Origin of the sequence: Actinomadura mexicana (assembly GCF_900188105.1) — a bacterium.
GTDB lineage: Bacteria > Actinomycetota > Actinomycetes > Streptosporangiales > Streptosporangiaceae > Spirillospora > Spirillospora mexicana.
Genome location: NZ_FZNP01000013.1, coordinates 186,504 through 206,956 on the forward strand (window position 1 = coordinate 186,504; position 20,453 = coordinate 206,956).

The window sequence follows — 20,453 nt, forward strand, 5'->3', positions numbered from 1 at the left end:
GTGAGCCAGCCCAAACTGTTCAAACTGCCGGATGTGGGCGAGGGCCTGACGGAGGCCGAGATCGTCAAGTGGCACGTCCAGCCCGGCGACACCGTCGAGGTGAACCAGACCATCGTCGAGATCGAGACGGCGAAGGCGATCGTGGAGCTGCCCTGCCCGTTCGAGGGCGTGGTGGCCGAGCTGCTGGTCACCGAGGGGCAGACCGTGGACGTCGGGGTCCCGATCATCGCGGTGGACGCCGGCGGCGAGGGCGGCGTGGCCCCTGCACTGGCCGAGCCGGTGTCGGAACCTCCGGCGCAGGCGGCCGCGCTCCGCGAGGAGGGCGTCCCGACCGTCAACGAGCCGGGCATGGTGTCGCCGCAGGGGCCGCCGAAGCGCACGCCCGTCCTCGTCGGCTACGGCGTGAAGGAGGGGACGACCAAGCGCCGTGCCCGCAAGTCCGCCAACGGGGCCTCCGCATCCCCGGCCGCCCCCGCACCGGCCCCGCAGGCGCCTCCGGCGCCCCGTCCGAGCCCTGCGGGCGACGGGCTGCCGCTGGCCAAGCCGCCCGTCCGCAAGATGGCCAAGGACCTCGGGGTGGATCTCATGTCCATCACCGGGTCGGGCCCGCAGGGATCGATCACGCGCGAGGACGTCCTCGCCGCGCAGGCCGGGGCCGAGGCACCCGGCACGCCCGTCCAGGCGGGCCCGCGCGAGGAGCGCGTCCCCGTCAAGGGCGTCCGCAAGGCGACCGCGGCGGCGATGTCCGGTTCGGCGTTCACCGCCCCGCACGTCACCGAGTTCCTCCAGGTGGACGTGACGCGGACGATGGAGACCGTCAAGCGGCTCCGCGAGCTGCCCGAGTTCGCGGACGTGAAGGTGTCGCCGCTGCTGCTGGTGGCGCGCGCGCTGCTCACCGCGGTGGCGCGCAACCCGATGGTGAACTCCACCTGGGCGGACGGCCCGGACGGCGCGGAGATCGTCGTCAAGCGCTACGTGAACCTGGGGATAGCGGCCGCCACCGACCGCGGCCTCATCGTCCCCAAGGTGAAGGACGCGCACGACCTCGACCTGCCTGGCCTCGCGCGCGCTCTGAACGAGCTGGCGGCGAAGGCCCGCGCGGGCAAGGCGTCCCCCGCCGACCTGTCCGACGGGACGATCACGATCACGAACGTCGGCGTGTTCGGGGTGGACTCCGGGACCCCGATCCTCACCCCGGGCGAGGCCGCGATCCTGGCGTTCGGCCAGGTCCGGGACATGCCGTGGGTGCACGAGGGCGAGCTCGCTATCCGCAAGGTGACCACGCTGGCGCTCTCGTTCGACCACCGCATCGTGGACGGCGAGCTGGGCTCCCGCGTCCTGCGCGACGTCGGGGACATGCTGGAAGACCCCATCCGCATGCTCGCCTGGAGCCGCTGACGGTTCCGTGGGGGCCGGCCTGGAGCCGGCCCCCACACTCAGGAAACGGGGACCTTCTCGACCTTGCCGAAGGGCCCGGCGTCGAAGGTCACGGACGTGACGTTGCCGGGCGGGGCGGGAAGGTAGACGAAGCCTCGGACGGGCTCGTTGACCGCGGTACGGAAGACGGCCCGTCCAGCGTCGACATAGTCGGTGGGACGGCCCGGCGTCGCAGGACCGACGCGGACGGCGCGGTAGACGTCCTTCTGGCCCGGCGCCTGGATCGAGAACGCTCCGAACACGCCGCCCGGGTAGCTCGGGTTCGGGTAGGACGCGTCCGGCGGCGTGGTACCGGGCCCCTCGTTCACGATGTCGAACACGGCGACGACGTAGGCGCCGTCCCGATAGAAGGGTTTGACCTCAAGGCGCCTCTTGGCGGCGCCAAAGGGAGCCGTGCGGGACGCCACCTTCTGACCGTCCTGCGCACGGAAAGAGGCCGGCTGGACGGAGCCCGGCGCGGTCGACTTGAGCTGGTAGGTGATGTCGACGCCGTCACCGTCCTGCTTGCCGTTCGCGGCGTAGGTGAATCCGGCACCGAGCCTGCCCTTCACCTCGCTCAGAACGGCCTGGGCCCGCTCCCCGGACAGCTTCGCGTCGCCGGCATGCCCCTCGAACGCCAGCGCCCCCGCCGCCTTCGCCTTGATCTGCTGAGCGACCTCGTCGAGGAGGGCCTTGCCCTGACTCGACAGCTTGCCCGAACCGCTCTCGAACAGACCATCGCCGCGCAGGCTGACCGTGGCGCTCGATCCGCTGGACGAGACGGTCCGCTTGTCCCCCTCGACGAGGTCGTACAGGTCGACGGGGTTCCCACCCGGCGCGGTCGTCGAGGGCGACCCTGATGGCGAGGTCGTGATCGGGGACGGAGCCACCGCCATGAACGGCTCGGCCCCGACCTCCGGCTCGGCACCGACCGACGGGGAGGACGGCGCCGAGGGAGACGAGGAGACCGTCCCGCCCGGCGGCGCGGACGAGGGGGAGGGCGTCGCCGTCGCGGACGGCGCGGCCGACGCGGCCGCCACCGGGATCCCGGGGAACTCTCCGGCCGTCCCGGGCGTGATCGCGGTGACCTTCTGGACGGTCGCCGGGATCGGCGGGTAGTCGGCGGACATCTCGCGGGTCGTGCCCGGCGCGAAGCCGGAGCCGCTGGTGGTGCCGGTCGGCTTGTAGAGCCGGCGCCCGGCCGTGTCCAGCAGCGCGATCTCGAACGGGACCGACTTCACCGACGAGTCCAGCGACGTCACGCTGTAGCGCAGCACCGACTTGGCGGCCTGCCGCTCGACGCCCCTGATGGCCACCCGCGCGTGCAGGCCGTCCGCACCACCGAACCACCCCTCCTTGGCGTACGCGCCCGCAGGCTGCACGGTGGGCAGAGCCCCGCCCGCACGCACCGTCGGCGGAGCGACCTTCCGAGCCTGGTCGGGATCGGCGCACCCGGCGACGACCAGCAGTCCGGCAAGAGAAACGGCGAGGGGCAGCGCACGCATCGTTCATCCGCTCGGGAGGGGGACGGGCGAGGAACGCGGGCAACAGTAGTCAACCGCACCACCCCCCGCCAGAACCTCACAAGCCCCACCGCCTCAGGCCCCACGCGGAACCCGAGCCTTGAGCCGACATCCGATCAGCCTGAGCGAATCGGACATCCAACATCCGAGAGCGGGACCTGGCCGATCGCACTCCCGGAGCCGAACCTGCGAGTCCCCGGAGTTACCGGCATGCGGTCCCGTCGTTCATCGGCAGCCGAACGGTAGCGGCGCCGAAGACGCGGGTCACCCACGGGTCCACCGTGTTTTCGAAAGAGACATTCGCTCATACGATCAGCGAAGCGTGCCAATCTCCCACAATCACGCTTCAATGGGCAGTCGATGTGACCGAACGTCAGCCCCGCACGCCATCGGAAACATCTGACAGTACGCGAAACGGATCGACCGTGGTCGGGTTTCATCTGCGGAAGGGCTGAGGCGTGGGCGTCGAGCATCCCACCAGGACCGATACCAAGGTGGAGACCGGCGACCAGCCCAAGGCGTCCGATCAGGCTCCGTCCCTCCCCCAGGACCAGCCCGGCGCGCCCGGGCAGAAGTCCCGCCTGGAGAGCCGCGCCGCCGCGCAGCAGCCCTACGAACCCGGGACAGACCAGAAGCGCGAGACGCCGCCACCCGCCCGCAGCATCCGAGCCGAGAACAGCAACGACCCCAACGACGACCCCAACAGAATAGGCACCCCCCGCGCCGACTCCCTCGCAATCGCCCGAGGCGAGAAGCTCGAAACCGACGAGAACGAAGCGGACGCCGCCGAGACCGAACCCTCGGACACATCGAAAGCGCGCCCCGACGAGGCAGAACCTCCCGCCGACGACAATCGCGAACCGGACAACGCAGACCCGGCGGCCCCCGGCGAGCAGGACACCGAGGCTTCGGAGCAGGTCACTCCGAGCCATCCGAAGCCGCAGGAAAACCGGCCACCGGCCCCGGAGACTTACAGAACCGACGAGTCGGCCGACGTCACGCCGGAGCCGGGCGACGGCACCGGACCGACTCCTCCGCAGGATGCTCAACCGCTCGACCACGGCATCCTCGACGATCGGGCGGAGGACGTCGAACGCCCGGCCGAAACGAACCCCTCCGAGGTCGCGGACGGAAAGCCCCCCGCCGAGATCGGTGAGCAACTCGAAGAGGCCCCGCCGGTCCCCGAACCCGAGCCGGACGCCGAAGCACCGCCCGCACCCACCGACGGCGAGCAAGACCATGGTAAGAAAGCCGAGGGCGAAGCCGTGGCCCCGGTCCCGGAGAAGGCGAAAGAACCTCTCGCTCACTCATTCACTGACAAAGACCTCGATCCCATAGCCGCCGGCGCACCCGACTCGCGAAGCAAGGACGACGGCAAGGGGCGGGACGGGGACCAGGAGAGGATTCGCTCACAGGACGACCCGCTCGAAAAATACAGAAGGGCAGTTAGAAATCCCCAGCGAGTGTTTCGGGGGGACACCAGAAGTCCGGACGACATCTTCATCAATGGAGATGGCTTCCGCGCACGCGGAACGAGTAACGATCTGAAGAGGTATGCAGAACTCAACGAGCCGTCGAGATTCATCGGCACCTCGATGACGGAGGATGCCGCCAAGCCGTTTACGGTTGCCGTTCAGGGCAGCAAGCGAAAGCTTCATGGCTGGGTATACGAGGTTGAATCCCCCGCACCAGCCATCAATGTCAACAAGGCATTGGGACTGAAATACCGCCTCGTCCTCTGGGGGCAGTCCGAAAAAGAGATGGCCTACCTTGACCACATTCCCCGTGAACACATCAGGCGTGCCCGCGAGGTAAAAGGGCTTTCCTATACCGGCAAGGTAGTCGAGAATCCGCACTTCCAAGGAAGGTGACATGCAGTCCGAGTCTATTCCGGTACTGACTGCGGATGGCGTGCGCGGCACCTGGACCGTGTCAGCCTCGGAGGTGGGGCCGCCGTGGCTGCTGACACTGCGCGCCGAAGACGGGCGGGAGTGGAACTCGGAAGCGGACGACCTTTTCTCGGCATTTCAGGAGATACGTCGACACACTGATGCCGAAGGCATCAGGTTGTGCGTGAACGGCGCGAGGCGCGACGCCCATCCGTCGGGAATGTCCAGAGACATGGGCGGCGGTAGGATGCTGTACGTCCTCCCACCCAGGCGCGGCTTGAAGATGCTGCTCAGCCTCTTCAAGCGGCCGACACGCCGGAACATGATCTATATCTTCGACCCGACCTCCTGCGAATCCGTGGTTCCCGTCGGCGAACAGATCCGCTACTTCGATGATTGGGTTGGCTCTGATGACTGACAACGACGGCGCCCTGACGCCGCCCGATTCACCGGAGGCCTTGGAGTACGCCAATCAGCACCCCGGCTCCTGGCTCTACGAGATCGACCCCTTCTTCGACTCAGATGACGACGTTCCCGCATATGGCATTGTCGGAGCATGGAGCATCGACGAAGATGGGAAAATAACAGACCTCTTCAAGAAGAATCCTGATTACCGACCTTCACCTGAGGTGCTTGGCTTTCCCGAGCCGACCGACCAACTGGACGCTGCGATCCAACTGGTAGTGGCAGGGTACGGAGACGAAAGTCAAGCGCTTGCCCAGTTGCGATCCTCCGAGGTATTGGTCGCGACCGGTCCCGAAGCAGGCAGCGGCTCCGTCTGGGTTCATGAGACCGACGGCATCGAGGGCGTCTTCGCTTTCACCTCCCGAGAGCAACTGCCGAAGGAGCCACTGTTTGAGGGAGGGTCATGGCGGGCCCTCCCTGCGACAGAACTCGCTTCGTCCGTCCCTGACAACATCGACATCGTTATTAATATCAACAGCCCCGCGCGCTGGAAGATCGACTCTCAGAATCTGAGACTGCACTCAGGGCGTTGATCCACCAAGCCGCTCTTCTCACTGAAGTGCAAGCCCGCCTCCTGTCGGGAGCGGCTCTCACTTGAGCTGCCGTGGAAATAAGAAGCGACCTCCGAAGAGGTCGCCCATGAAACCAGATGGAACCTCGGCGAGCCGAGAAATCATCCTTCTGTGGAGTTACTTGCCCAGGACCTTACTGGGGTCGAACCCCGCGAGGTCCAGCGCTTCTTCCAGCTCTGCGTCGCTGGCGACGTCGTCGTCGCCCTGTGGACTGCTCATGTTGATCATCTTCGTTGCTCCCTGCCTCGCAGTGAGTCGACGTTCCCTGCCGCCGACAATGATGATCGTCCGCGCGTCGGGGGCAAGGTCAAGCTTCGGGCGGCCGGCCGGCCCTGTGAGCTCGGCGACATCGCTGGGCCGAGGGCTTCCGCCGCTCGCCAGGCACAGGGCAAGGCCGTTGGTGCGTCCGCCGGTTCCGGAGACCCGACCGGATGCGCGCGCTCCACCACCCTTCTTCGGTGACCTCGCGATTCACTCGGCTCCGTGGCGGCCGGATCCGCCAAAATCCCGTTGGCGGGGCGCGGGGACCGCTGCTACTTTTCTGAAGGCCGTGCCAGAGAACGAGGAGGTGGTACCCGTGAACGCAGTATCGACATGGGTGCTCCTCTCTGGGGTCACGGTCGGACGTTAGGTCGTCCGGGAGCGCCGTTATGAGCTCTCCCGAAAGGCACGACCATGCAGTTCACCTCCGAGCAGCGCCTCGACGACGGCGTCCTCGAACGCGAATTCACCCTCGGCGAGATCCCCGGCATCCTGTGGACGCCCGGGTCCGCGTCCGCCGACGCACCGGTTCCGCTGATCCTGATGGGCCACCCCGGCGGACTGGACAGGATGCGTCCCCGCGTCACGGCCCGGGCCCGGCACTCGGCGAGGGACGGCTTCGCCGCGGCCACCATCGAGCTCCCCGGAGGCGGAAACCGACCCCGTTCGGCCACCGCCGAGCAGGCCCGCGCCGACCTGCAGCGGGCGGTGGCGGCCGGCGGGCCGGTCGACGGGGAGATCGTGGACCGGCTCGTCCTCCCGCTGGTCGAGAAGGCGGTCCCGGAGTGGCAGGCCACCCTGGACGCCCTCCTCGCACTGCCCGAGATCGACGGCCCGGTCGGGTTCTCGGGAGGGGTGACCGCCATCGGCGTCCGGCTGGCGGCGGTCGAGCCGCGCGTCTCGGCCGCCGTTCTGTTCGCCGGGAGTTTCGTGCCTCGCACCCTTCTCGAGGAGGCCCGGCAGGTCACCATTCCGCTGCACGTCCTGCTGCAGTGGGACGACGAAGGGAACGACCGGCAGGCGGCCCTTGATCTGTTCGACGCCTTCGGTTCCAAGGAGAAGACGCTGAACGCCAACATGGGCGGGCACACCGGCGTCCCGCAGTTCGCGGGGGACGCCGCGGCGGCGTTCTTCATCCGCCATCTGACCTAGTCGCGGGCCGGCCCCGCCCCGATCGCGCCGGTACCGGACATCGCCGGTGCCGACCGGTCGGGGCGGCGCACGGCCACCGGCGCCTCCATCGGCTGAATCGTGGGTGGCCGGGACGCCCCCCGTGCCCTGACGTGGGCGGGGTCGTCGCAGGCGTTCTCAGTTCTTGATCTCGTAGCGCAGAAGTGTGATGCCGTTCTCGAATGCCGCGGCTTCGGCCACCTTGAGGTCTTGCTGGTCTTCGAAGACGCGGGTTCCCTTGCCTCGTGAGGCCGGGCAGACCAGCATCCGGATCTCGTCGACGACGCCGGCGTCCGGCCGGCCTGAGCAACCACCGACGCCACGAGGAACCCGAGCCGACCACAGAGGTCAGCTCCGAACCGGAAGGGTCTCGGCACACCCGGGCAACCGGGACTCGATAGAATAGGGCAGTTTTTCACCCGGAGACCGGTTCGGTCGACGCTTCCCAGTGCCAAACCAAGAGTCGTCGCGGCAGCGGCTGTCGCATAGTCGGCATACGCGAGCAGCGGGCATTCAACCCAGCAGAATGAAGAGGCGAGACGATGCCGGTGACCGACCACCAGATGGCGACCTTGCGGGCCCAACTCACCGGACGAATCGACGAGCACCGGCGACTGCTCTCCCAGATGGACAACGCCATGGCCAACCAGTACCTGTCACTGGCGACCGCCGCCTTCTTCGAGGCGGCGATGCGGCGCTTCGTCCGCGATGGATCACCTGTGGACGACGCCGAGATCATCGAGTTCGTCACCTCGGTGCGCCTGCGACTCGGCGATCCCGACGACCTGGACCCCCAGGCGGCCGAAACCCTCATAAAGATCGCGATCGAGAAACTGCCCGTCGAGGCCAAGAACGGCATCAGCCCCGAACTCTCCAACAGCACGAAGATCATCCTTCTGTCAGGAATGGTCGGCGATCTGGACCCGACCCCCGACCAGCTCGAGGAATTCCTGAACGCGGCCCGAGCCATGACCGACAAAGCATTCTCGTGACGAAATCTCTGAGGCCGTGGTGACGGGAACCGGCGGCCCGGGCCCGGCACTCGGTGGCGGACGGCTTCGCCGCGGCCACCATCGAGCTCCCCGGAAGCGGCGACCGGCCCCGTTCCGCCTCCGCGGAGCAGGCCCACGCCGACCTGCACCGGGCGCTGGAGGCCGGCGAACCGGTCGGCGAGGAGATCGTCGACCGGCTCGTCCTCCCGCTGGTCGACAGGGCGGTCCCCGAATGGCAGGCCGCCCTGGACGCCCTCCTGTCCCTGCCCGGGCTCGGCGGTCCGGTCGGGTTCTCGGGGGGAGTGATCGCCGTCGGCGTCCGGCTGGCGGTGGTCGAGCCGCGCATCTCGGCCGCCGTCCTGTTCGCCGGGAGCTTCATGCCACCCACCACCTTCGAGGAAGCCCGCCAGGTCACCATTCCGCTGCACGTCCTGCTGCAATGGGACGACGAAGGGAACGACCGGCAGGCCGCCCTGTACGCGACCCCGCGTCCTAGCCAGACACCGGCCGCGAAGTAGGCCGTTTCTTTCTGCGGCGGAGGAGGACGGCTCGGCTGCCTGGTAGCACTGTGGCCCTGCCCGGGGGCAGGGCCACAGTGCTGCGGGTTAGAACGCGTCTTCGGGGAGGTCCATCACGTCGAGGGTGGTGGACTCGGTGACGGCGCGGTCGGAGGCGAGGCGGGGCAGGACGGTCTGGCAGAAGAACTGCGCGGCCGCGACCTTGCCGGTGTAGAACGCCTTGTCGGAGTCGGACACGTCGCCGCCGTCCAAGGCGTTGAGCGCGACCTCGGCCTGGCGGCACAGGAGCCAGGCGACGATCAGGTCGCCGAGGGCGAGCAGCAGGCGCGAGGAGTTGAGCCCGATCTTGTAGAGCTCCTTCGGGTTCTCCATCGAGCCGAGCGCCCAGCCGACCATCGGGTCGATGATGCCCTGGACGTCGTCGAGGGCCCGGCCGAGTTGCGCGCGCTCGTTCTTGAGCCGGCCGTTGCCGGCCTCGGAGCCGGCGAACGTCCGGATCTCCTCGACGAGCACCTTCAGCGCCTCGCCGTTGTCTCGCAGGATCTTGCGGAAGAACAGGTCCTGGCCCTGGATCGCGGTGGTGCCCTCGTACAGCGTGTCGATCTTGGAGTCGCGGATGTACTGCTCGATCGGGTACTCCTGCAGGAACCCGGACCCGCCGAGCGTCTGCAGCGACTCCGCGCCGAGCAGCGCGTACGCCCGCTCGGAGCCGAAGCCCTTCACGATCGGCAGCAGGAGGTCGTTGACCTTCTCGGCGGTCTCGTCCTTGCGGCCCTCGAACTCGGCGAGCTGCACGGCGTCCTGGTAGGACGCGGTGAGCAGCACGAGGGCGCGCATGCCCTCGGCGTAGGCCTTCTGCGTCATGAGGCTGCGCCGGACGTCCGGGTGGCGGGTGATCGTCACCCGCGGGGCGGACTTGTCCGTCATCTGGGTCATGTCCGCACCCTGGACGCGCTCCTTCGCGTACTCCAGCGCGTTGAGGTAGCCGGTCGACAGGGTGGCGATGGCCTTGGTGCCGACCATCATCCGCGCGTACTCGATGACGAGGAACATCTGCCGGATGCCCTGATGGACGTCGCCGACCAGGTAGCCGATCGCCGGGTGCCTCTCGCCGAGGGTGAGCTCGCAGGTCGTGGAGACCTTGAGGCCCATCTTCTTCTCGACGTTGGTCACGTAGGCGCCGTTGCGCTCGCCGAGCTCGCCGGTCTCCACGTCCACCAGGTACTTGGGGACGAGGAACATCGACAGGCCCTTGGTGCCGGGGCCGGCGCCCTCGGGGCGGGCCAGCACCAGGTGGAAGATGTTCTCGGACATGTCGTGCTCGGCCGAGGTGATGAAGCGCTTGACGCCCTCGATGTGCCAGGTGCCGTCCGGCTGCTGGACGGCCTTGGCGCGCCCGGCGCCGACGTCGGAGCCGGCGTCCGGCTCGGTCAGCACCATCGTGGCGCCCCACTGCCGCTCAAGGGCGAGCTCGGCGAACTTCTTCTGCTCGGGCGTGCCGATGTGCCAGAGGATCTGCGCGAAACCGGGGCCGGAGGCGAACATGTAGACGGCCGGGTTGGCGCCCAGCACCTGCTCGGCCACGGCCCAGGTCAGCGAGCGCGGGGCGCCGCTGCCGCCGAACTCGGGAGCGAGGTCGAGGCGGTACCACTCGGAGTCCATCCACGCCTTGAACGACTTCTTGAAGCCCTCCGGCATCGTGACCGTGCCCGCGGCGGGGTCGAACGACGGCGGGTTGCGGTCCGCCTCCTCGAAGGAGGCGGCGAGCGGGCCCTCGGCCAGCCGGTTCACCTCGTCGAGGATGCTGCGCACGGTGTCCTCGTCCAGTTCGGCGTACGGGCCGCTGCCGAGGAGGTCCTGGCGCCTGAACACCTCGAAGAGGTTGAACTCCAGGTCCCGGAGGTTGCTCTTGTAGTGCCCCATTCGAGACTCCGTCTGGTTCCGGCGGCGACCGGCGGCCCCGCTGCGTACTGGTTAGTAACTCAACAGCATGCTACCCGCTGGTAACCACTGACAACCACCCCAATCGTGCGCTTTCCGGGAAGGCAGGCCACATCGATACCACGCCCGCCTCCTCCGCGTGACCCAAGTCACGAAGCCCCCTTGAGTCGCACCCTCCTACGCCCCGCGCGGCGGGGGTGGCAAGATCAGGCGGGCCGAATTCACCGCGGTGCACGAGGAGGTGCGCAATGAGGCTGGAGGAGGAGGCCGCCCCGAGGCTGACCGTCATCGGGACCGGCTACCTCGGCGCCACGCACGCGATCTGCATGGCCGTGCTGGGGTTCGAGGTCCTCGGCGTGGACGTCGACCGGCACAAGATCGAGCGACTGGCGTCGGGCGAGGTCCCGATCTTCGAACCGGGGCTGCCGGAGCTGCTCACCAAGGCGCTCGACTCGGGCCGGCTCCGGTTCACCACCTCCTTCGCGGAGGCCGGGGAGTTCGGGGACGTCCATTTCGTGTGCGTGGGGACGCCCCAGCAAGCCGATTCGGACGCCGCGGACCTGACCTACGTCGACGCCGCCGTCCGCTCCCTGGCGCCGCATCTGCGCCGCAGGTCCCTGGTCGTCGGCAAGTCCACCGTGCCGGTCGGGACGGCCGCGCGCCTCACCGGCCTCGTGCAGGAGCTGGCGCCCGCCGGGACCGATGTCGAGCTGGCCTGGAACCCCGAGTTCCTCCGCGAGGGCTTCGCCGTGGACGACACGCTGCGCCCCGACCGGCTGGTGTTCGGCGTCGCGTCCGACTGGGCGCACGAGCGGCTGCGGGCGGCGTTCAAGCCCGTCCTCGACCTCGGCACCCCGGTGATCCGCACGGACCTCGCGACCGCCGAGCTGGTCAAGGTCGCGGCGAACTCCTTCCTCGCCACGAAGATCTCCTACATCAACGCGATGGCCGAGGTCTGCGAGGCGGTCGGCGCCGACGTCAAGGACCTGGCCGACTCGCTGGCGCTGGACGACCGCATCGGCGGCAAGTTCCTGCGGCCGGGCCTGGGCTTCGGCGGCGGCTGCCTGCCCAAGGACATCCGGGCGTTCGCGCACCGCGCCGAGGAGATCGGCGTCGGCCAGGCCGTGTCGTTCCTGCGCGAGGTGGACGACATCAACCGGCGCCGCAGGGCCCGCACCGTCGACCTCGTCCGTGGGCTGCTGGGCGGCGACCTCGCCGGCAAGCGCGTGGCCGCCTGGGGCGCCGCGTTCAAGCCCAACTCCGACGACATCCGGGACGCTCCCGCGCTGGACGTGGCGCGCACCATCCACGGCCTCGGCGGGGACGTGCGCGTCTACGACCCGGTCGCCCTCGACAACGCCCGCCGCGCGTTCCCCGAACTCACCTACGGCGAGAGCGCGTTCGACGTGGCGCGGGACGCCGACGTCGTCGTCCTGCTGACCGAGTGGTCGGACTTCCGGGAGGTCGAGCCGGAGGCGCTGGCCGGGGTCGTCCGGCACAGACGGGTCGTGGACGGGCGGCACGCGCTCGACGCCGCCCGCTGGCGCGCGGCGGGCTGGGAGTACCGCGCCCTGGGCCGGTCCTGAACAGGGACCGGCCCCCGCGCCGAGTGGGCGCGGGGAACACCGCGCGTTCCAGGGCCGTTGGTCAAGACGAGGGCCACGCCCATGCGGGCGACGGGTCTCTCCCGGACGAGGTGCGCCGTACCCGGAACGCGAAGACGGCGCGTGACAGCACTCGTCTCGTTCTCCGGGAGCACCACCATGGCCTGGATCCTCGTCATCGTCGCCGGCCTCTTCGAGGTCGCCATGGCCCTGTGCCTGAAGGCAAGCAAGGGCTTCACCCAGCCGCTGGAGTCGGCGGGATTCCTCGTGTTCGCCGCAGCGTCCTTCGGCCTGCTCACCATCGCCCTCAAGCACCTGGAGGTCGGCACCGCCTACGCCGTCTGGGTCGGCATCGGGGCGGTCGGGACGGCGGCCCTCGGCATGCTCGTCATGGGCGACGAGGTCTCCGCGACCCGCATCGTCGCGCTCGCGCTCATCGTCCTCGGGGTCGTCGGGCTGAACCTCGCCGGAGGCGGCCACTGACCGGCAGGGCGGAGCAGCAGCGCGAACGGCCGGCAACGGCCAGCAACGGCCAGCAACGGCCACCGCCATCGCAGGTCAGCCAAGTTCCCCGGAACGTAATCTCCCGTAACAGCGTCTATGGGACGAGAGCGCGGGGAGTCGCTCGAACACGGGAGGACGGACCTTGGTCTTCAAGAAGCTGCGTCAGGCGATGGGCATCGGCGGCCCCTCGATCGAGACGATCCTGCACGACCCGAACACGACGCCCGGCGGCGTCGTCACCGGCGAGATCGCCATCATCGGAGGCCAGCACAACTCCGACATCAAGGCGGTGAACCTCGCCCTGCGCACCAGGGTCGAGGTCGAGTCGGGCGACAACGAGTACACCTCGAACCTGGAGTACGCCAAGATGCCGGTCGCGGGCGGGTTCAGCCTGCAGGAGGGCGCGCGGCACAGCATCCCGTTCCAGTTCCCCATCCCGTGGGAGGCGCCGCTCACCCACATGTACGGGCGCCAGCTGCACGGCACGACCGTCGGGATCGCGACGGAGCTGGAGGTGACGGGCGCGGTCGACCCGGGCGACCTCGACCCGATCGCCGTCCACCCGCTGCCCGCGCAGGAGCGCCTCCTCGTGGCGTTCTCCAACCTCGGCTTCCAGTTCCGCAACGCCGACTGCGAGAAGGGCCGCATCTGGGGCGTCCACCAGGAGCTGCCCTTCTACCAGGAGATCGAGTTCTATCCGCCGGGGCAGTACGCGCGCGGCATCAAGCAGCTCGAAGTGACGTTCGTGTCCTCCCCGCGGTCGATGGAGGTCGTGCTGGAGCTCGACAAGCGCGGCGGGGTGTTCACCGAGGGCCATGACGCGTTCAGCCGCTTCACGGTCGACTACGCGACCGTCGAGCAGACCAACTGGGAGCAGCAGCTCGACGGCTTCCTGCGGGACGCCGGGCGCAGGCGGGGCTTCTTCTGATCGCCGTCCACACCGTCCAGCCGTTCACGGGGATCCCCTCCGCGATGCCGATCGCGGAGGGGATCTCCGCGTGGAGAGAGGTCCCGTGCCCCTGCCCCCCGGACTGAGCAACGCGGAACGGCGCCTGTGGACGGCGTTCCCCAACGGCTCGACCGTCGTCCTCGGCGAGGACCGGCCGGCCGGCCCCCTGCCCGACCGCATCGTCCGCGCCGAGATCATCACCAGGCTGCTGCTCGGCGAGTGCGAGCCGCGGCCCGGCGCGGTCGCGGCCGTCCGGCTCCGCGGCGCCTACATCACCGGGCGGCTGGACGTCGCGGGCGGGCGGGTCGAGGCGGAGCTGCTCCTGGAGGACTGCCGGCTCGTGGAGGAGCCGGTGTTCGCCAACGCCGCGACGCGCCAGCTCCGCTTCTCCGACTGCCGGATGCCCGGCTTCGACGGCGGCGGCCTTCGCGCCGACGGCTTCCTCAGCCTGTCCGGGTCGGACATCGAGGGGGAGGTCCGGCTGCCGCGGGCGCAGATCCTCGGCGGCCTGCGGATGAACGGGACGCGGGTCACCGCGTCCGCCCCGGAGAAGTGGGCCGTCTCCGGCGGCGCCCTCGTCGTGGAGGCCGGGGCGTTCATCCGGGACGCCGAGATCACCGGCGGGGTGCGGTTCGCGGGCGCGCGGATGAACGGCGGGCTGTTCATGGAGCGGACCAGGCTCGTCAATCCGGGCCGCCTCGCCCTGGACGCGCAGAACATGGTCGTCGAGGACACCGCCGAGCTGAGCCACGGGTTCAGCACGTTCGGCACCGTCCGCCTGCGCAGCGCCCGCATCAACGGCATCCTGTCGTTCGCCCGGGGCCGCCTGGACTCCTCCGATCCGGCCCGGATGGCCCTGCACGCCAGCCACATGCAGGTCGACGAGCTGCTGCTGTGGCCGGAGGAGCGGATCAAGGGCCGGGTCTCGCTGTCGTACTCCAGGATCGACCTGCTCATGGACCACCCGGACATCTGGCCGGACGAGCTGTACCTGAACGGCATGACGTACCAGACGCTGCGCGGCGCCGAGTTCAAGGACCGGCTCAGCTGGGTGTCGCGGGACGAGGAGTTCCATCTCCAGCCGTACGAGCAGCTCGCCGGGTGGTACCACAGCATCGGCCACGACGACCTGGCCCGGAAGGTCCAGCTCGCCAAGCTGCGGGCGCGCCGCCGCGGGCTGCACCCGGTCCCCGGGGCGTGGAACCACGTGCTCGACTGGACGGTGGGGTTCGGCTACCGGCCCTGGCTGGCGTTCGCATGGTTCGCCGCGTTGCTGGCCGTCGGGACGACGGTGTTCTCGATCGAGCATCCCCGTGCGGTCAAGCCGCCGAACGAGCTGCCCTCCTTCCACGCGCTGATCTACACGCTGGACCTGCTGATCCCGCTCGACACGTTCGGGCAGCAGCTGTCCTACGACGCGGTGAGCTGGTCCCGCTGGGTGGCGTACGCGCTGGTCGCGACGGGGTGGGTGCTGGTGACGGCGCTGATCGCCGGCGCGACGCGGGTGCTGCGCCCGAACTGAGCCGCGGACCGGCCCGGGGCGGGACCGAACCAGGGCGCCGCCCCGAACGTCCATCCGGGGTAGGGGATCGACGAGAATGGGACGCCATGGGCACGTATCTGATCACGGGCGCGACGGGCGGCATCGGCACGGCGGTGGCGGAGCTGCTGCGCGAGCGCGGGCACGACCTCCTTCTCACCGGCCGCTCCGCCGAGCGCCTGGACAAGCTCGCCGCGACGCTGCGCGGCGGCGCGCACGCGGCCACGCAGGTCATCCACCGGGGAGCGGTCGCCTCGCCGCCGCGCGCGGCGTCCATCGGCACGATCGCGCTCGACCTGACCGAGCCGCGCCGCATCGAGGCGCGGCTCGCGGCGGCCGGGATCCCCGCCCGGCTGGACGGCGTCGTCCACGCGGCGGGGATGGTGCATCTGGGGACGGTCGGCGCCACCGAGGCCGACGAGTGGCTGGAGCACCTGTCGGTCAACCTGGTGTCGGCGGCGGAGCTGACGCGGCTGCTGCTGCCCGCGCTGCGCGCCGCCGGGGGGCACGTGGTGTTCGTCAACTCCACCGCCGGGCTGCGCGCCAACCCCGAATGGTCGGCGTACGCGGCGAGCAAGTTCGGGCTGCGCGCGCTGGCCGACTCGCTGCGCGCGGAGGAGCCGTCCCTGCGCGTCACGACCGTCTACCCGGGGCGGACGGCCACGGAGATGCAGCGCAGCGTGCGCGCCCAGGAGGGCCACCCCTACGCCGAGGACGACTTCGCGGCACCCGCCACCGTCGCGCGCGTGCTGGTCGCCGCGCTGGAGACGCCGCGCGACGCGGTCGTCTCGGACGTCACCATCAGGCCGAACCCGTCGCGGAGCTGACGGCCGCGTCGCCGCGCCACGGCGACGCGGCCGCCCTCACCCGTGCGGAGCGACGGGGCAGGAGTCCTACGGCCCCGTCGCCGCCGCGCCGATCAGGCGGGACCGGTCGCCCGTCGCCGTGCCGCGAGCGCGATCCCGCCGCCGGCGAGGACGGTGGCCAGGCCCGCCGCGGCGAGCGCGGAGTCCGGGCCGGCGGACGTGCCGCCCGCGCCCGTCTCCACGCCGCCCGTGGGGATGACGCGGATCCTGTGCAGGTACTTGACGTCGATGAACCCGTGCCGGAGCTGCACCGGGACGTTGCCGCGAATCTCGGTGAAGCCCGTCTTCCTGCAGTCGGCCCACGGCCTCTGGTGGTACTTCAGGACGCCCACGATCTTCGAATGCACGTTCGGCAACTCGTGGACGTTGAGTCCGTCCCGGGCCGTGACGGAGTACTCGCAGAGCTGGGTGTCCGCCCGCGCCTCCGCCGCCCCCGACCCGATCACGACGAACGCCCCCGCGGCCGCGCCAGCGGCCGCCACGGCCATCGCTCTTCGCACGCTCATCCTTCTCCCCCTGCTCGTTCCCCCTGGTGGGCGGGGTCGCCCGCCTCGGGATGACCGATACCCGGCGAAGATCAAGAAAAGCCATGGCAACGACAAAACAATGGAGTCACCAGATTGGCATCCATTAACGACAAAAAGGGGCACTTAGCGACATATTCGGGCCGACGGGCGGGTGGCGTCAGCCGGACGTCCCCCTGGGGGCCTCGGCCTTGCCGCGGCGCAGGAACCACGAGGCGAGGACGCCGCCGAGCAGGCCGAAGAGGTGGCCCTGCCAGGAGATCGTGGGGTCGCTCGGAAGGACGCCGAGCAGCATCGTCCCGTAGACGGCGACGACGGCGACCGCGATGGCGATGTCGGGCACCCGCCGCTCGAAGATCCCGCGTCCCACCAGATAGCCGAAGAACCCGAAGATCAGGAGGCTGGACCCGAGGGTGTTGGCGGAACTGAGGAACCACACCCCGAGCCCGCCGACCACGATGACGATCAGGCTGGCGGCGAGGAACTTGGCGATGCCCCGCGCCGCCGCGACGAAGCCGAGGATCAGGAACGGGACCGTGTTGGCCGTCAGGTGCCCGAAGCCGGCGTGCATGAACGGCGCGGTGAAGATGTCCGGCAGGTCGTCCACGTCGCGCGGCTGGATCCCGAACCGGTCGAGCCGGCCGTTCGTCGTGTAGTCGAACGCCTCCAGCATCCACATCGCGGCGGTCACCGTGAGGATCAGCACCGCCGATGCCAGGGCGCGGACGCCGTGCTTCGCCAGGCCCTCGGAACGTTGCCGGTCTGGGGTAAAGCTCATGTCAGCCACCGTAAAGTCTGTGCGTCCCTGACTCCCCCAACGCACCGGACGGTCGATAGGTGCCGGTGGCCTTCCGGCGGGGCGGCCCCTCGTCGGGCGGCCGCCCGGGCGCCTGCTAGGCGGCCGACGCGTGCTCCGACTCGGAGGCGTCGCCGCGCACCACGATCACCGGCAGCGGCCGCCGCGCCGGGGCGTCGGCCGTCCGGCGCAGGTAGCGCCGCTCCTCGGGGGTCGTCCCGCCCCAGATGCCGTCGGGCTCCCCCACCCGCAGCGCCCACGCGAGGCAGTCGGCTTGCACGGGGCAGTTGGAACAGATCGCCTTGGCGGCGTCCTCCTGCGCCTGGAGCACGGGCGCGGAGTAGCCGATCGGGAAGAACAGGTCAGGATCCGCGCCGCGACAGATGGCGTGGTCGGTCCAGTGCTCCTCGTTCTCGGTGTCGTGCATGGACCCGGTGTTGTGCATTGGCTTCTCCCTGCGCGGCGATGAGACCGCCGTCCGAGCCGGGGGGTCTCCACTCAGCGTAGTACTACACATCGTAGTACTACAAGACATGGGCGAACGCTGCAACTTAGCGCCCCGATAACCTTGGAGGTGTGCAGAGTGATCAAGAAGTGACCTTCCGCGAGGCGACGGTCGACGATCTTCCCGAGATCGTCCGGCTCCTCGCCGACGATCCCCTGGGCTCCACCCGCGAAACACCGGGTGAGGGGATCCCGGAGGCCTACTTCACAGCGTTCGCCGCGATCGCGAAGGACCCCAACAACAGCCTGGTCGTGGCCGAGATCGCCGGCGCGGTCGCCGGCACGCTCCAGCTCACCTTCATCCCCGGCCTCACCTACACCGGCGGCGAGCGCGCCCAGATCGAGGGCGTCCGCGTGGCCGCCGAGCAGCGCGGTGCCGGGCTCGGCCAGCTCATGATCACCTGGGCCATCGACCGGGCGCGCGCCCGCGGCTGCCGCGTCGTCCAGCTCACCACCGACCGCCAGCGCCCCGACGCGATCCGCTTCTACCAGAAGATCGGCTTCCGCCCGTCCCACATGGGCATGAAATACCACCTCGCCTGAACCTCACGCGGTTCGCGGGACGAGGGCGTCCCACCACCGCGCGGTGTCGGTGAACTGGTGCAACCAGGAGATCCTGCCCTCGGTGACGCGCCAGAGATGCGCGAACTCCGCCTCGTACGAAGAACCGGTGGCCCTGGCCGTCCCCCGGTACCTCCCGGTCACCACGACAAGGCCGTCACCGGTCTCGTGCCAGGTCTCGGCATAGCGCCGTCCTGGCCCCGTAGGCACCGGAACGGTTTCTGTTGGTGTTCACCTTGGCGTGGAATGCTGGCTACCTGGGTGTGTACCCGATTCGTCACCGATCCCTGAGGAGCAGCGCGTGGCCGAGCGGCATCTGGAGATCGAGCAGAAGTACGACGCCTCGGCCGGGTTCGTCCTGCCGGATCTGGACGGGCTGACGGGCGTGGCGTCGGTCGGGGAGCCGGAGGTCCGGGAGCTGCACGCCACCTATTTCGACACCGCGGACCTGCGCCTGGCGGCCAACAGGATCACGCTGCGCCGGCGGCGGGGCGGGCCGGACGCGGGCTGGCACCTGAAGATGCCGGCCGGACAGGACGAGAAGCACGAGTTCAGGGCGCCGCTGGGACGGCCCCTGCTCGTTCCCGCGCGCCTGGCCGGGCTGGTCGCCGCGCACATCCGCGGCGCGGAGCTGCGCCCCGTCGCGACCCTGGAGACCCGCCGGACGGTCGTGCGCCTGCTCGGCGCGGACGGCGAGGCCCTCGCGGAGATCGCCGACGACCTGGTGACCGGGCGCGGGCGCGAGGCCGAGCCCGAGCGGTGGCGGGAGATCGAGGTCGAACTCGGCACGGGGACGCCGGAGCTGCTGAAGGCCGCGGGCAAGCGCCTGCGCAAGGCCGGCGCGAAGAAGGCCAAGTCGGCGTCCAAGCTGGCGAGGCTGCTCGGAGACGGCGTCACGCCGTCGCAGGCCGCGCGGCAGCGGGCGGAGGCCCGGTCGCGGATCACGGCGGCGACCAGCAACGGGAAGGCCCCTTCGATCACGACCGGCGAGGTCGTGCTGGCCTACCTCGCCGAGCAGGTCGAGGCGATCCTGCGGTTCGACCCCGGGGCGCGGCTCGGCGAGGACGACGCCGTCCACCGCATGCGGGTGGCCGTGCGAAGGACGAGGAGCGTCCTGCGCAGCTACCGGCCCGTCCTGGACGCGGAGCGGACCGCGCAGCTCGGGCCCGAGCTGCGGTGGGTGGCCCAGACCCTCGGCGAGGTCCGCGACCTGGAGGTGCTCCGGACACGGTTCGCGGAGGCGCCGCCCTTCCTGCTGGCCGACCTGGAGCGGCACGAGCGGGCCGCGTACCGGCACCTGAACTCGGCCCTGCGGGACGCGCGGTACTTCGCGCTGCTCGACGGCCTCGACAGGCTGGTCGCCGACCCGCCGCTGGCGGCCGCGGCCGGCAAGAAGGCCCGCAAGGAGCTGCCCGCGCTCGTCACCCGGGCCTGGGAGCGGATGGCCGGGGACTACGCGTCGATCAAGACGTCCGCCGACCCCGACCTCGCGCGCCACGAGACGCGGAAGGCGGCCAAGCGCGCCCGATACGCGGCCGAGCTGGCGGTCCCCGTGCTGGGCGCGGCGGCCAAGCGGGTGGTGAAGGACACCAAGCGCATCCAGGAGGTCCTCGGGGCCCACCAGGACGCCGTGATCGCGATGGAGCACCTCGAACGGGCCGCCGCCCGCGCCCGCACGACCGCGGACGCCTTCGCGGTCGGCGTCCTCTACGGCAGGGAGCAGGGAGAGGCGGAGAAGGCCCGCGACCTCCTGGCGACCACCTGGTCACGGACGCTGGGCCCCTCGTTCTAGACCCGTGTCGGTCCAGGGTCCGGTCGAAGCGGCCCCCGCCGCGCAAGAGCCCTGGTCAGCGGATGA

At 70.1% G+C, this 20,453-nt stretch carries 21 protein-coding genes and 1 riboswitch; of the genes, 14 read left to right on the forward strand and 7 right to left on the reverse strand.

What is annotated here, in order from left to right:
• A complete protein-coding gene (locus CHC11_RS29780) occupies nt 1-1,398 on the forward strand; it encodes a dihydrolipoamide acetyltransferase family protein (protein ID WP_089315243.1) in 1,398 nt (465 codons plus the stop codon).
• 38 nt (nt 1,399-1,436) lie between these two features.
• Here CHC11_RS29780 and CHC11_RS29785 read toward each other — a convergent pair whose 3' ends face one another.
• The gene (locus tag CHC11_RS29785; RefSeq protein ID WP_089315164.1) at nt 1,437-2,921 is read right to left on the reverse strand and encodes an OmpA family protein; all 1,485 of its coding nucleotides are present in this window, start codon (nt 2,919-2,921) and stop codon (nt 1,437-1,439) included.
• 476 nt (nt 2,922-3,397) lie between these two features.
• Between CHC11_RS29785 and CHC11_RS29790 the strand changes: the two genes are divergently transcribed.
• From CHC11_RS29790 to CHC11_RS29810, 4 genes are all read left to right on the forward strand, one after another.
• Nucleotides 3,398-4,810: a scabin-related ADP-ribosyltransferase gene (locus CHC11_RS29790; RefSeq protein ID WP_089315165.1), complete on the forward strand. Its 1,413-nt coding sequence runs from the start codon at nt 3,398-3,400 to the stop codon at nt 4,808-4,810.
• A 1-nt stretch (nt 4,811) separates the two neighbouring features.
• Nucleotides 4,812-5,246, forward strand: a complete 435-nt coding sequence (locus CHC11_RS29795; protein WP_089315166.1) for a hypothetical protein — start codon at nt 4,812-4,814, stop codon at nt 5,244-5,246.
• Nucleotides 5,239-5,826, forward strand: coding sequence for a type VII secretion system-associated protein (locus CHC11_RS29800; RefSeq protein ID WP_179279073.1), 588 nt, complete (start codon nt 5,239-5,241; stop codon nt 5,824-5,826). The genes CHC11_RS29795 and CHC11_RS29800 overlap by 8 nt, the downstream gene beginning before the upstream one ends.
• Before the next feature lie 714 nt (nt 5,827-6,540).
• Complete coding sequence (locus CHC11_RS29810) at nt 6,541-7,278, forward strand: dienelactone hydrolase family protein (RefSeq protein WP_089315168.1); 738 nt, start codon at nt 6,541-6,543, stop codon at nt 7,276-7,278.
• A gap of 156 nt (nt 7,279-7,434) precedes the next feature.
• Here CHC11_RS29810 and CHC11_RS43570 read toward each other — a convergent pair whose 3' ends face one another.
• Entirely contained in the window at nt 7,435-7,563 is a 129-nt protein-coding gene (locus CHC11_RS43570) for a hypothetical protein (protein ID WP_281258386.1), read from the reverse strand.
• A 275-nt stretch (nt 7,564-7,838) separates the two neighbouring features.
• Here CHC11_RS43570 and CHC11_RS29815 point away from each other — a divergent pair, with 275 nt between their 5' ends.
• The gene (locus CHC11_RS29815) at nt 7,839-8,288 is read left to right on the forward strand and encodes a hypothetical protein (protein WP_089315169.1); all 450 of its coding nucleotides are present in this window, start codon (nt 7,839-7,841) and stop codon (nt 8,286-8,288) included.
• A 53-nt stretch (nt 8,289-8,341) separates the two neighbouring features.
• Nucleotides 8,342-8,806: a dienelactone hydrolase family protein gene (locus CHC11_RS29820; protein ID WP_245919920.1), complete on the forward strand. Its 465-nt coding sequence runs from the start codon at nt 8,342-8,344 to the stop codon at nt 8,804-8,806.
• An 87-nt stretch (nt 8,807-8,893) separates the two neighbouring features.
• Here the strand turns inward: CHC11_RS29820 and CHC11_RS29825 are convergent, their stop codons facing one another.
• Nucleotides 8,894-10,729: an acyl-CoA dehydrogenase gene (locus CHC11_RS29825; protein ID WP_089315170.1), complete on the reverse strand. Its 1,836-nt coding sequence runs from the start codon at nt 10,727-10,729 to the stop codon at nt 8,894-8,896.
• Between the two features lie 266 nt (nt 10,730-10,995).
• On the opposite strand from CHC11_RS29825, the gene CHC11_RS29830 reads away from it, so the two are divergent.
• The 5 genes from CHC11_RS29830 to CHC11_RS29850 all read left to right on the forward strand — a co-directional run bounded on the left by CHC11_RS29830 (nt 10,996) and on the right by CHC11_RS29850 (nt 16,171).
• Entirely contained in the window at nt 10,996-12,333 is a 1,338-nt protein-coding gene (locus CHC11_RS29830) for a UDP-glucose dehydrogenase family protein (RefSeq protein WP_089315171.1), read from the forward strand.
• A gap of 80 nt (nt 12,334-12,413) precedes the next feature.
• A riboswitch (guanidine-III (ykkC-III) riboswitch) is annotated at nt 12,414-12,477 on the forward strand.
• A 33-nt stretch (nt 12,478-12,510) separates the two neighbouring features.
• Nucleotides 12,511-12,834 carry a DMT family transporter gene (locus tag CHC11_RS29835; RefSeq protein ID WP_089315172.1) on the forward strand — a complete coding sequence of 108 codons (324 nt, stop codon included), beginning with the start codon at nt 12,511-12,513 and terminating at the stop codon, nt 12,832-12,834.
• Between the two features lie 163 nt (nt 12,835-12,997).
• Entirely contained in the window at nt 12,998-13,783 is a 786-nt protein-coding gene (locus CHC11_RS29840) for a sporulation protein (protein ID WP_089315173.1), read from the forward strand.
• Nucleotides 13,784-13,868: 85 nt separating this feature from the next.
• Nucleotides 13,869-15,326 carry a hypothetical protein gene (locus CHC11_RS29845; protein ID WP_089315174.1) on the forward strand — a complete coding sequence of 486 codons (1,458 nt, stop codon included), beginning with the start codon at nt 13,869-13,871 and terminating at the stop codon, nt 15,324-15,326.
• A gap of 86 nt (nt 15,327-15,412) precedes the next feature.
• Nucleotides 15,413-16,171 carry an SDR family oxidoreductase gene (locus CHC11_RS29850; RefSeq protein ID WP_089315175.1) on the forward strand — a complete coding sequence of 253 codons (759 nt, stop codon included), beginning with the start codon at nt 15,413-15,415 and terminating at the stop codon, nt 16,169-16,171.
• 92 nt (nt 16,172-16,263) lie between these two features.
• Here the strand turns inward: CHC11_RS29850 and CHC11_RS29855 are convergent, their stop codons facing one another.
• From CHC11_RS29855 to CHC11_RS29865, 3 genes are all read right to left on the reverse strand, one after another.
• Nucleotides 16,264-16,716 carry a hypothetical protein gene (locus CHC11_RS29855; RefSeq protein WP_143227368.1) on the reverse strand — a complete coding sequence of 151 codons (453 nt, stop codon included), beginning with the start codon at nt 16,714-16,716 and terminating at the stop codon, nt 16,264-16,266.
• Between the two features lie 178 nt (nt 16,717-16,894).
• Complete coding sequence (locus tag CHC11_RS29860; protein ID WP_089315177.1) at nt 16,895-17,512, reverse strand: rhomboid family intramembrane serine protease; 618 nt, start codon at nt 17,510-17,512, stop codon at nt 16,895-16,897.
• A 115-nt stretch (nt 17,513-17,627) separates the two neighbouring features.
• A complete protein-coding gene (locus CHC11_RS29865; protein WP_342750012.1) occupies nt 17,628-17,975 on the reverse strand; it encodes a WhiB family transcriptional regulator in 348 nt (115 codons plus the stop codon).
• Nucleotides 17,976-18,124: 149 nt separating this feature from the next.
• Between CHC11_RS29865 and CHC11_RS29870 the strand changes: the two genes are divergently transcribed.
• Nucleotides 18,125-18,577, forward strand: coding sequence for a GNAT family N-acetyltransferase (locus CHC11_RS29870; RefSeq protein WP_089315178.1), 453 nt, complete (start codon nt 18,125-18,127; stop codon nt 18,575-18,577).
• Nucleotides 18,578-18,580: 3 nt separating this feature from the next.
• On the opposite strand, the gene CHC11_RS29875 is transcribed toward CHC11_RS29870, so the two are convergent.
• Nucleotides 18,581-18,805 carry a nuclear transport factor 2 family protein gene (locus CHC11_RS29875; protein ID WP_179279074.1) on the reverse strand — a complete coding sequence of 75 codons (225 nt, stop codon included), beginning with the start codon at nt 18,803-18,805 and terminating at the stop codon, nt 18,581-18,583.
• 91 nt (nt 18,806-18,896) lie between these two features.
• Between CHC11_RS29875 and CHC11_RS29880 the strand changes: the two genes are divergently transcribed.
• Complete coding sequence (locus CHC11_RS29880; RefSeq protein WP_245919921.1) at nt 18,897-20,387, forward strand: CYTH and CHAD domain-containing protein; 1,491 nt, start codon at nt 18,897-18,899, stop codon at nt 20,385-20,387.
• Nucleotides 20,388-20,453: the final 66 nt, after the last annotated feature.

What these genes read in the sequence shown, in the direction of transcription:
- CHC11_RS29815 (WP_089315169.1), top strand. Translation starts at nt 7,839, where the DNA reads ATGCCGGTGACCGACCACCAGATGGCGACCTTGCGGGCCCAACTCACC.
- CHC11_RS29865 (WP_342750012.1), bottom strand. Translation starts at nt 17,975, where the DNA reads ATGCACAACACCGGGTCCATGCACGACACCGAGAACGAGGAGCACTGG.
- CHC11_RS29860 (WP_089315177.1), bottom strand. Translation starts at nt 17,512, where the DNA reads ATGAGCTTTACCCCAGACCGGCAACGTTCCGAGGGCCTGGCGAAGCAC.
- CHC11_RS29835 (WP_089315172.1), top strand. Translation starts at nt 12,511, where the DNA reads ATGGCCTGGATCCTCGTCATCGTCGCCGGCCTCTTCGAGGTCGCCATG.
- CHC11_RS43570 (WP_281258386.1), bottom strand. Translation starts at nt 7,563, where the DNA reads ATGCTGGTCTGCCCGGCCTCACGAGGCAAGGGAACCCGCGTCTTCGAA.
- CHC11_RS29830 (WP_089315171.1), top strand. Translation starts at nt 10,996, where the DNA reads ATGAGGCTGGAGGAGGAGGCCGCCCCGAGGCTGACCGTCATCGGGACC.
- CHC11_RS29850 (WP_089315175.1), top strand. Translation starts at nt 15,413, where the DNA reads ATGGGCACGTATCTGATCACGGGCGCGACGGGCGGCATCGGCACGGCG.
- CHC11_RS29810 (WP_089315168.1), top strand. Translation starts at nt 6,541, where the DNA reads ATGCAGTTCACCTCCGAGCAGCGCCTCGACGACGGCGTCCTCGAACGC.
- CHC11_RS29795 (WP_089315166.1), top strand. Translation starts at nt 4,812, where the DNA reads ATGCAGTCCGAGTCTATTCCGGTACTGACTGCGGATGGCGTGCGCGGC.
- CHC11_RS29855 (WP_143227368.1), bottom strand. Translation starts at nt 16,716, where the DNA reads ATGAGCGTGCGAAGAGCGATGGCCGTGGCGGCCGCTGGCGCGGCCGCG.
- CHC11_RS29825 (WP_089315170.1), bottom strand. Translation starts at nt 10,729, where the DNA reads ATGGGGCACTACAAGAGCAACCTCCGGGACCTGGAGTTCAACCTCTTC.
- CHC11_RS29785 (WP_089315164.1), bottom strand. Translation starts at nt 2,921, where the DNA reads ATGCGTGCGCTGCCCCTCGCCGTTTCTCTTGCCGGACTGCTGGTCGTC.
- CHC11_RS29800 (WP_179279073.1), top strand. Translation starts at nt 5,239, where the DNA reads ATGACTGACAACGACGGCGCCCTGACGCCGCCCGATTCACCGGAGGCC.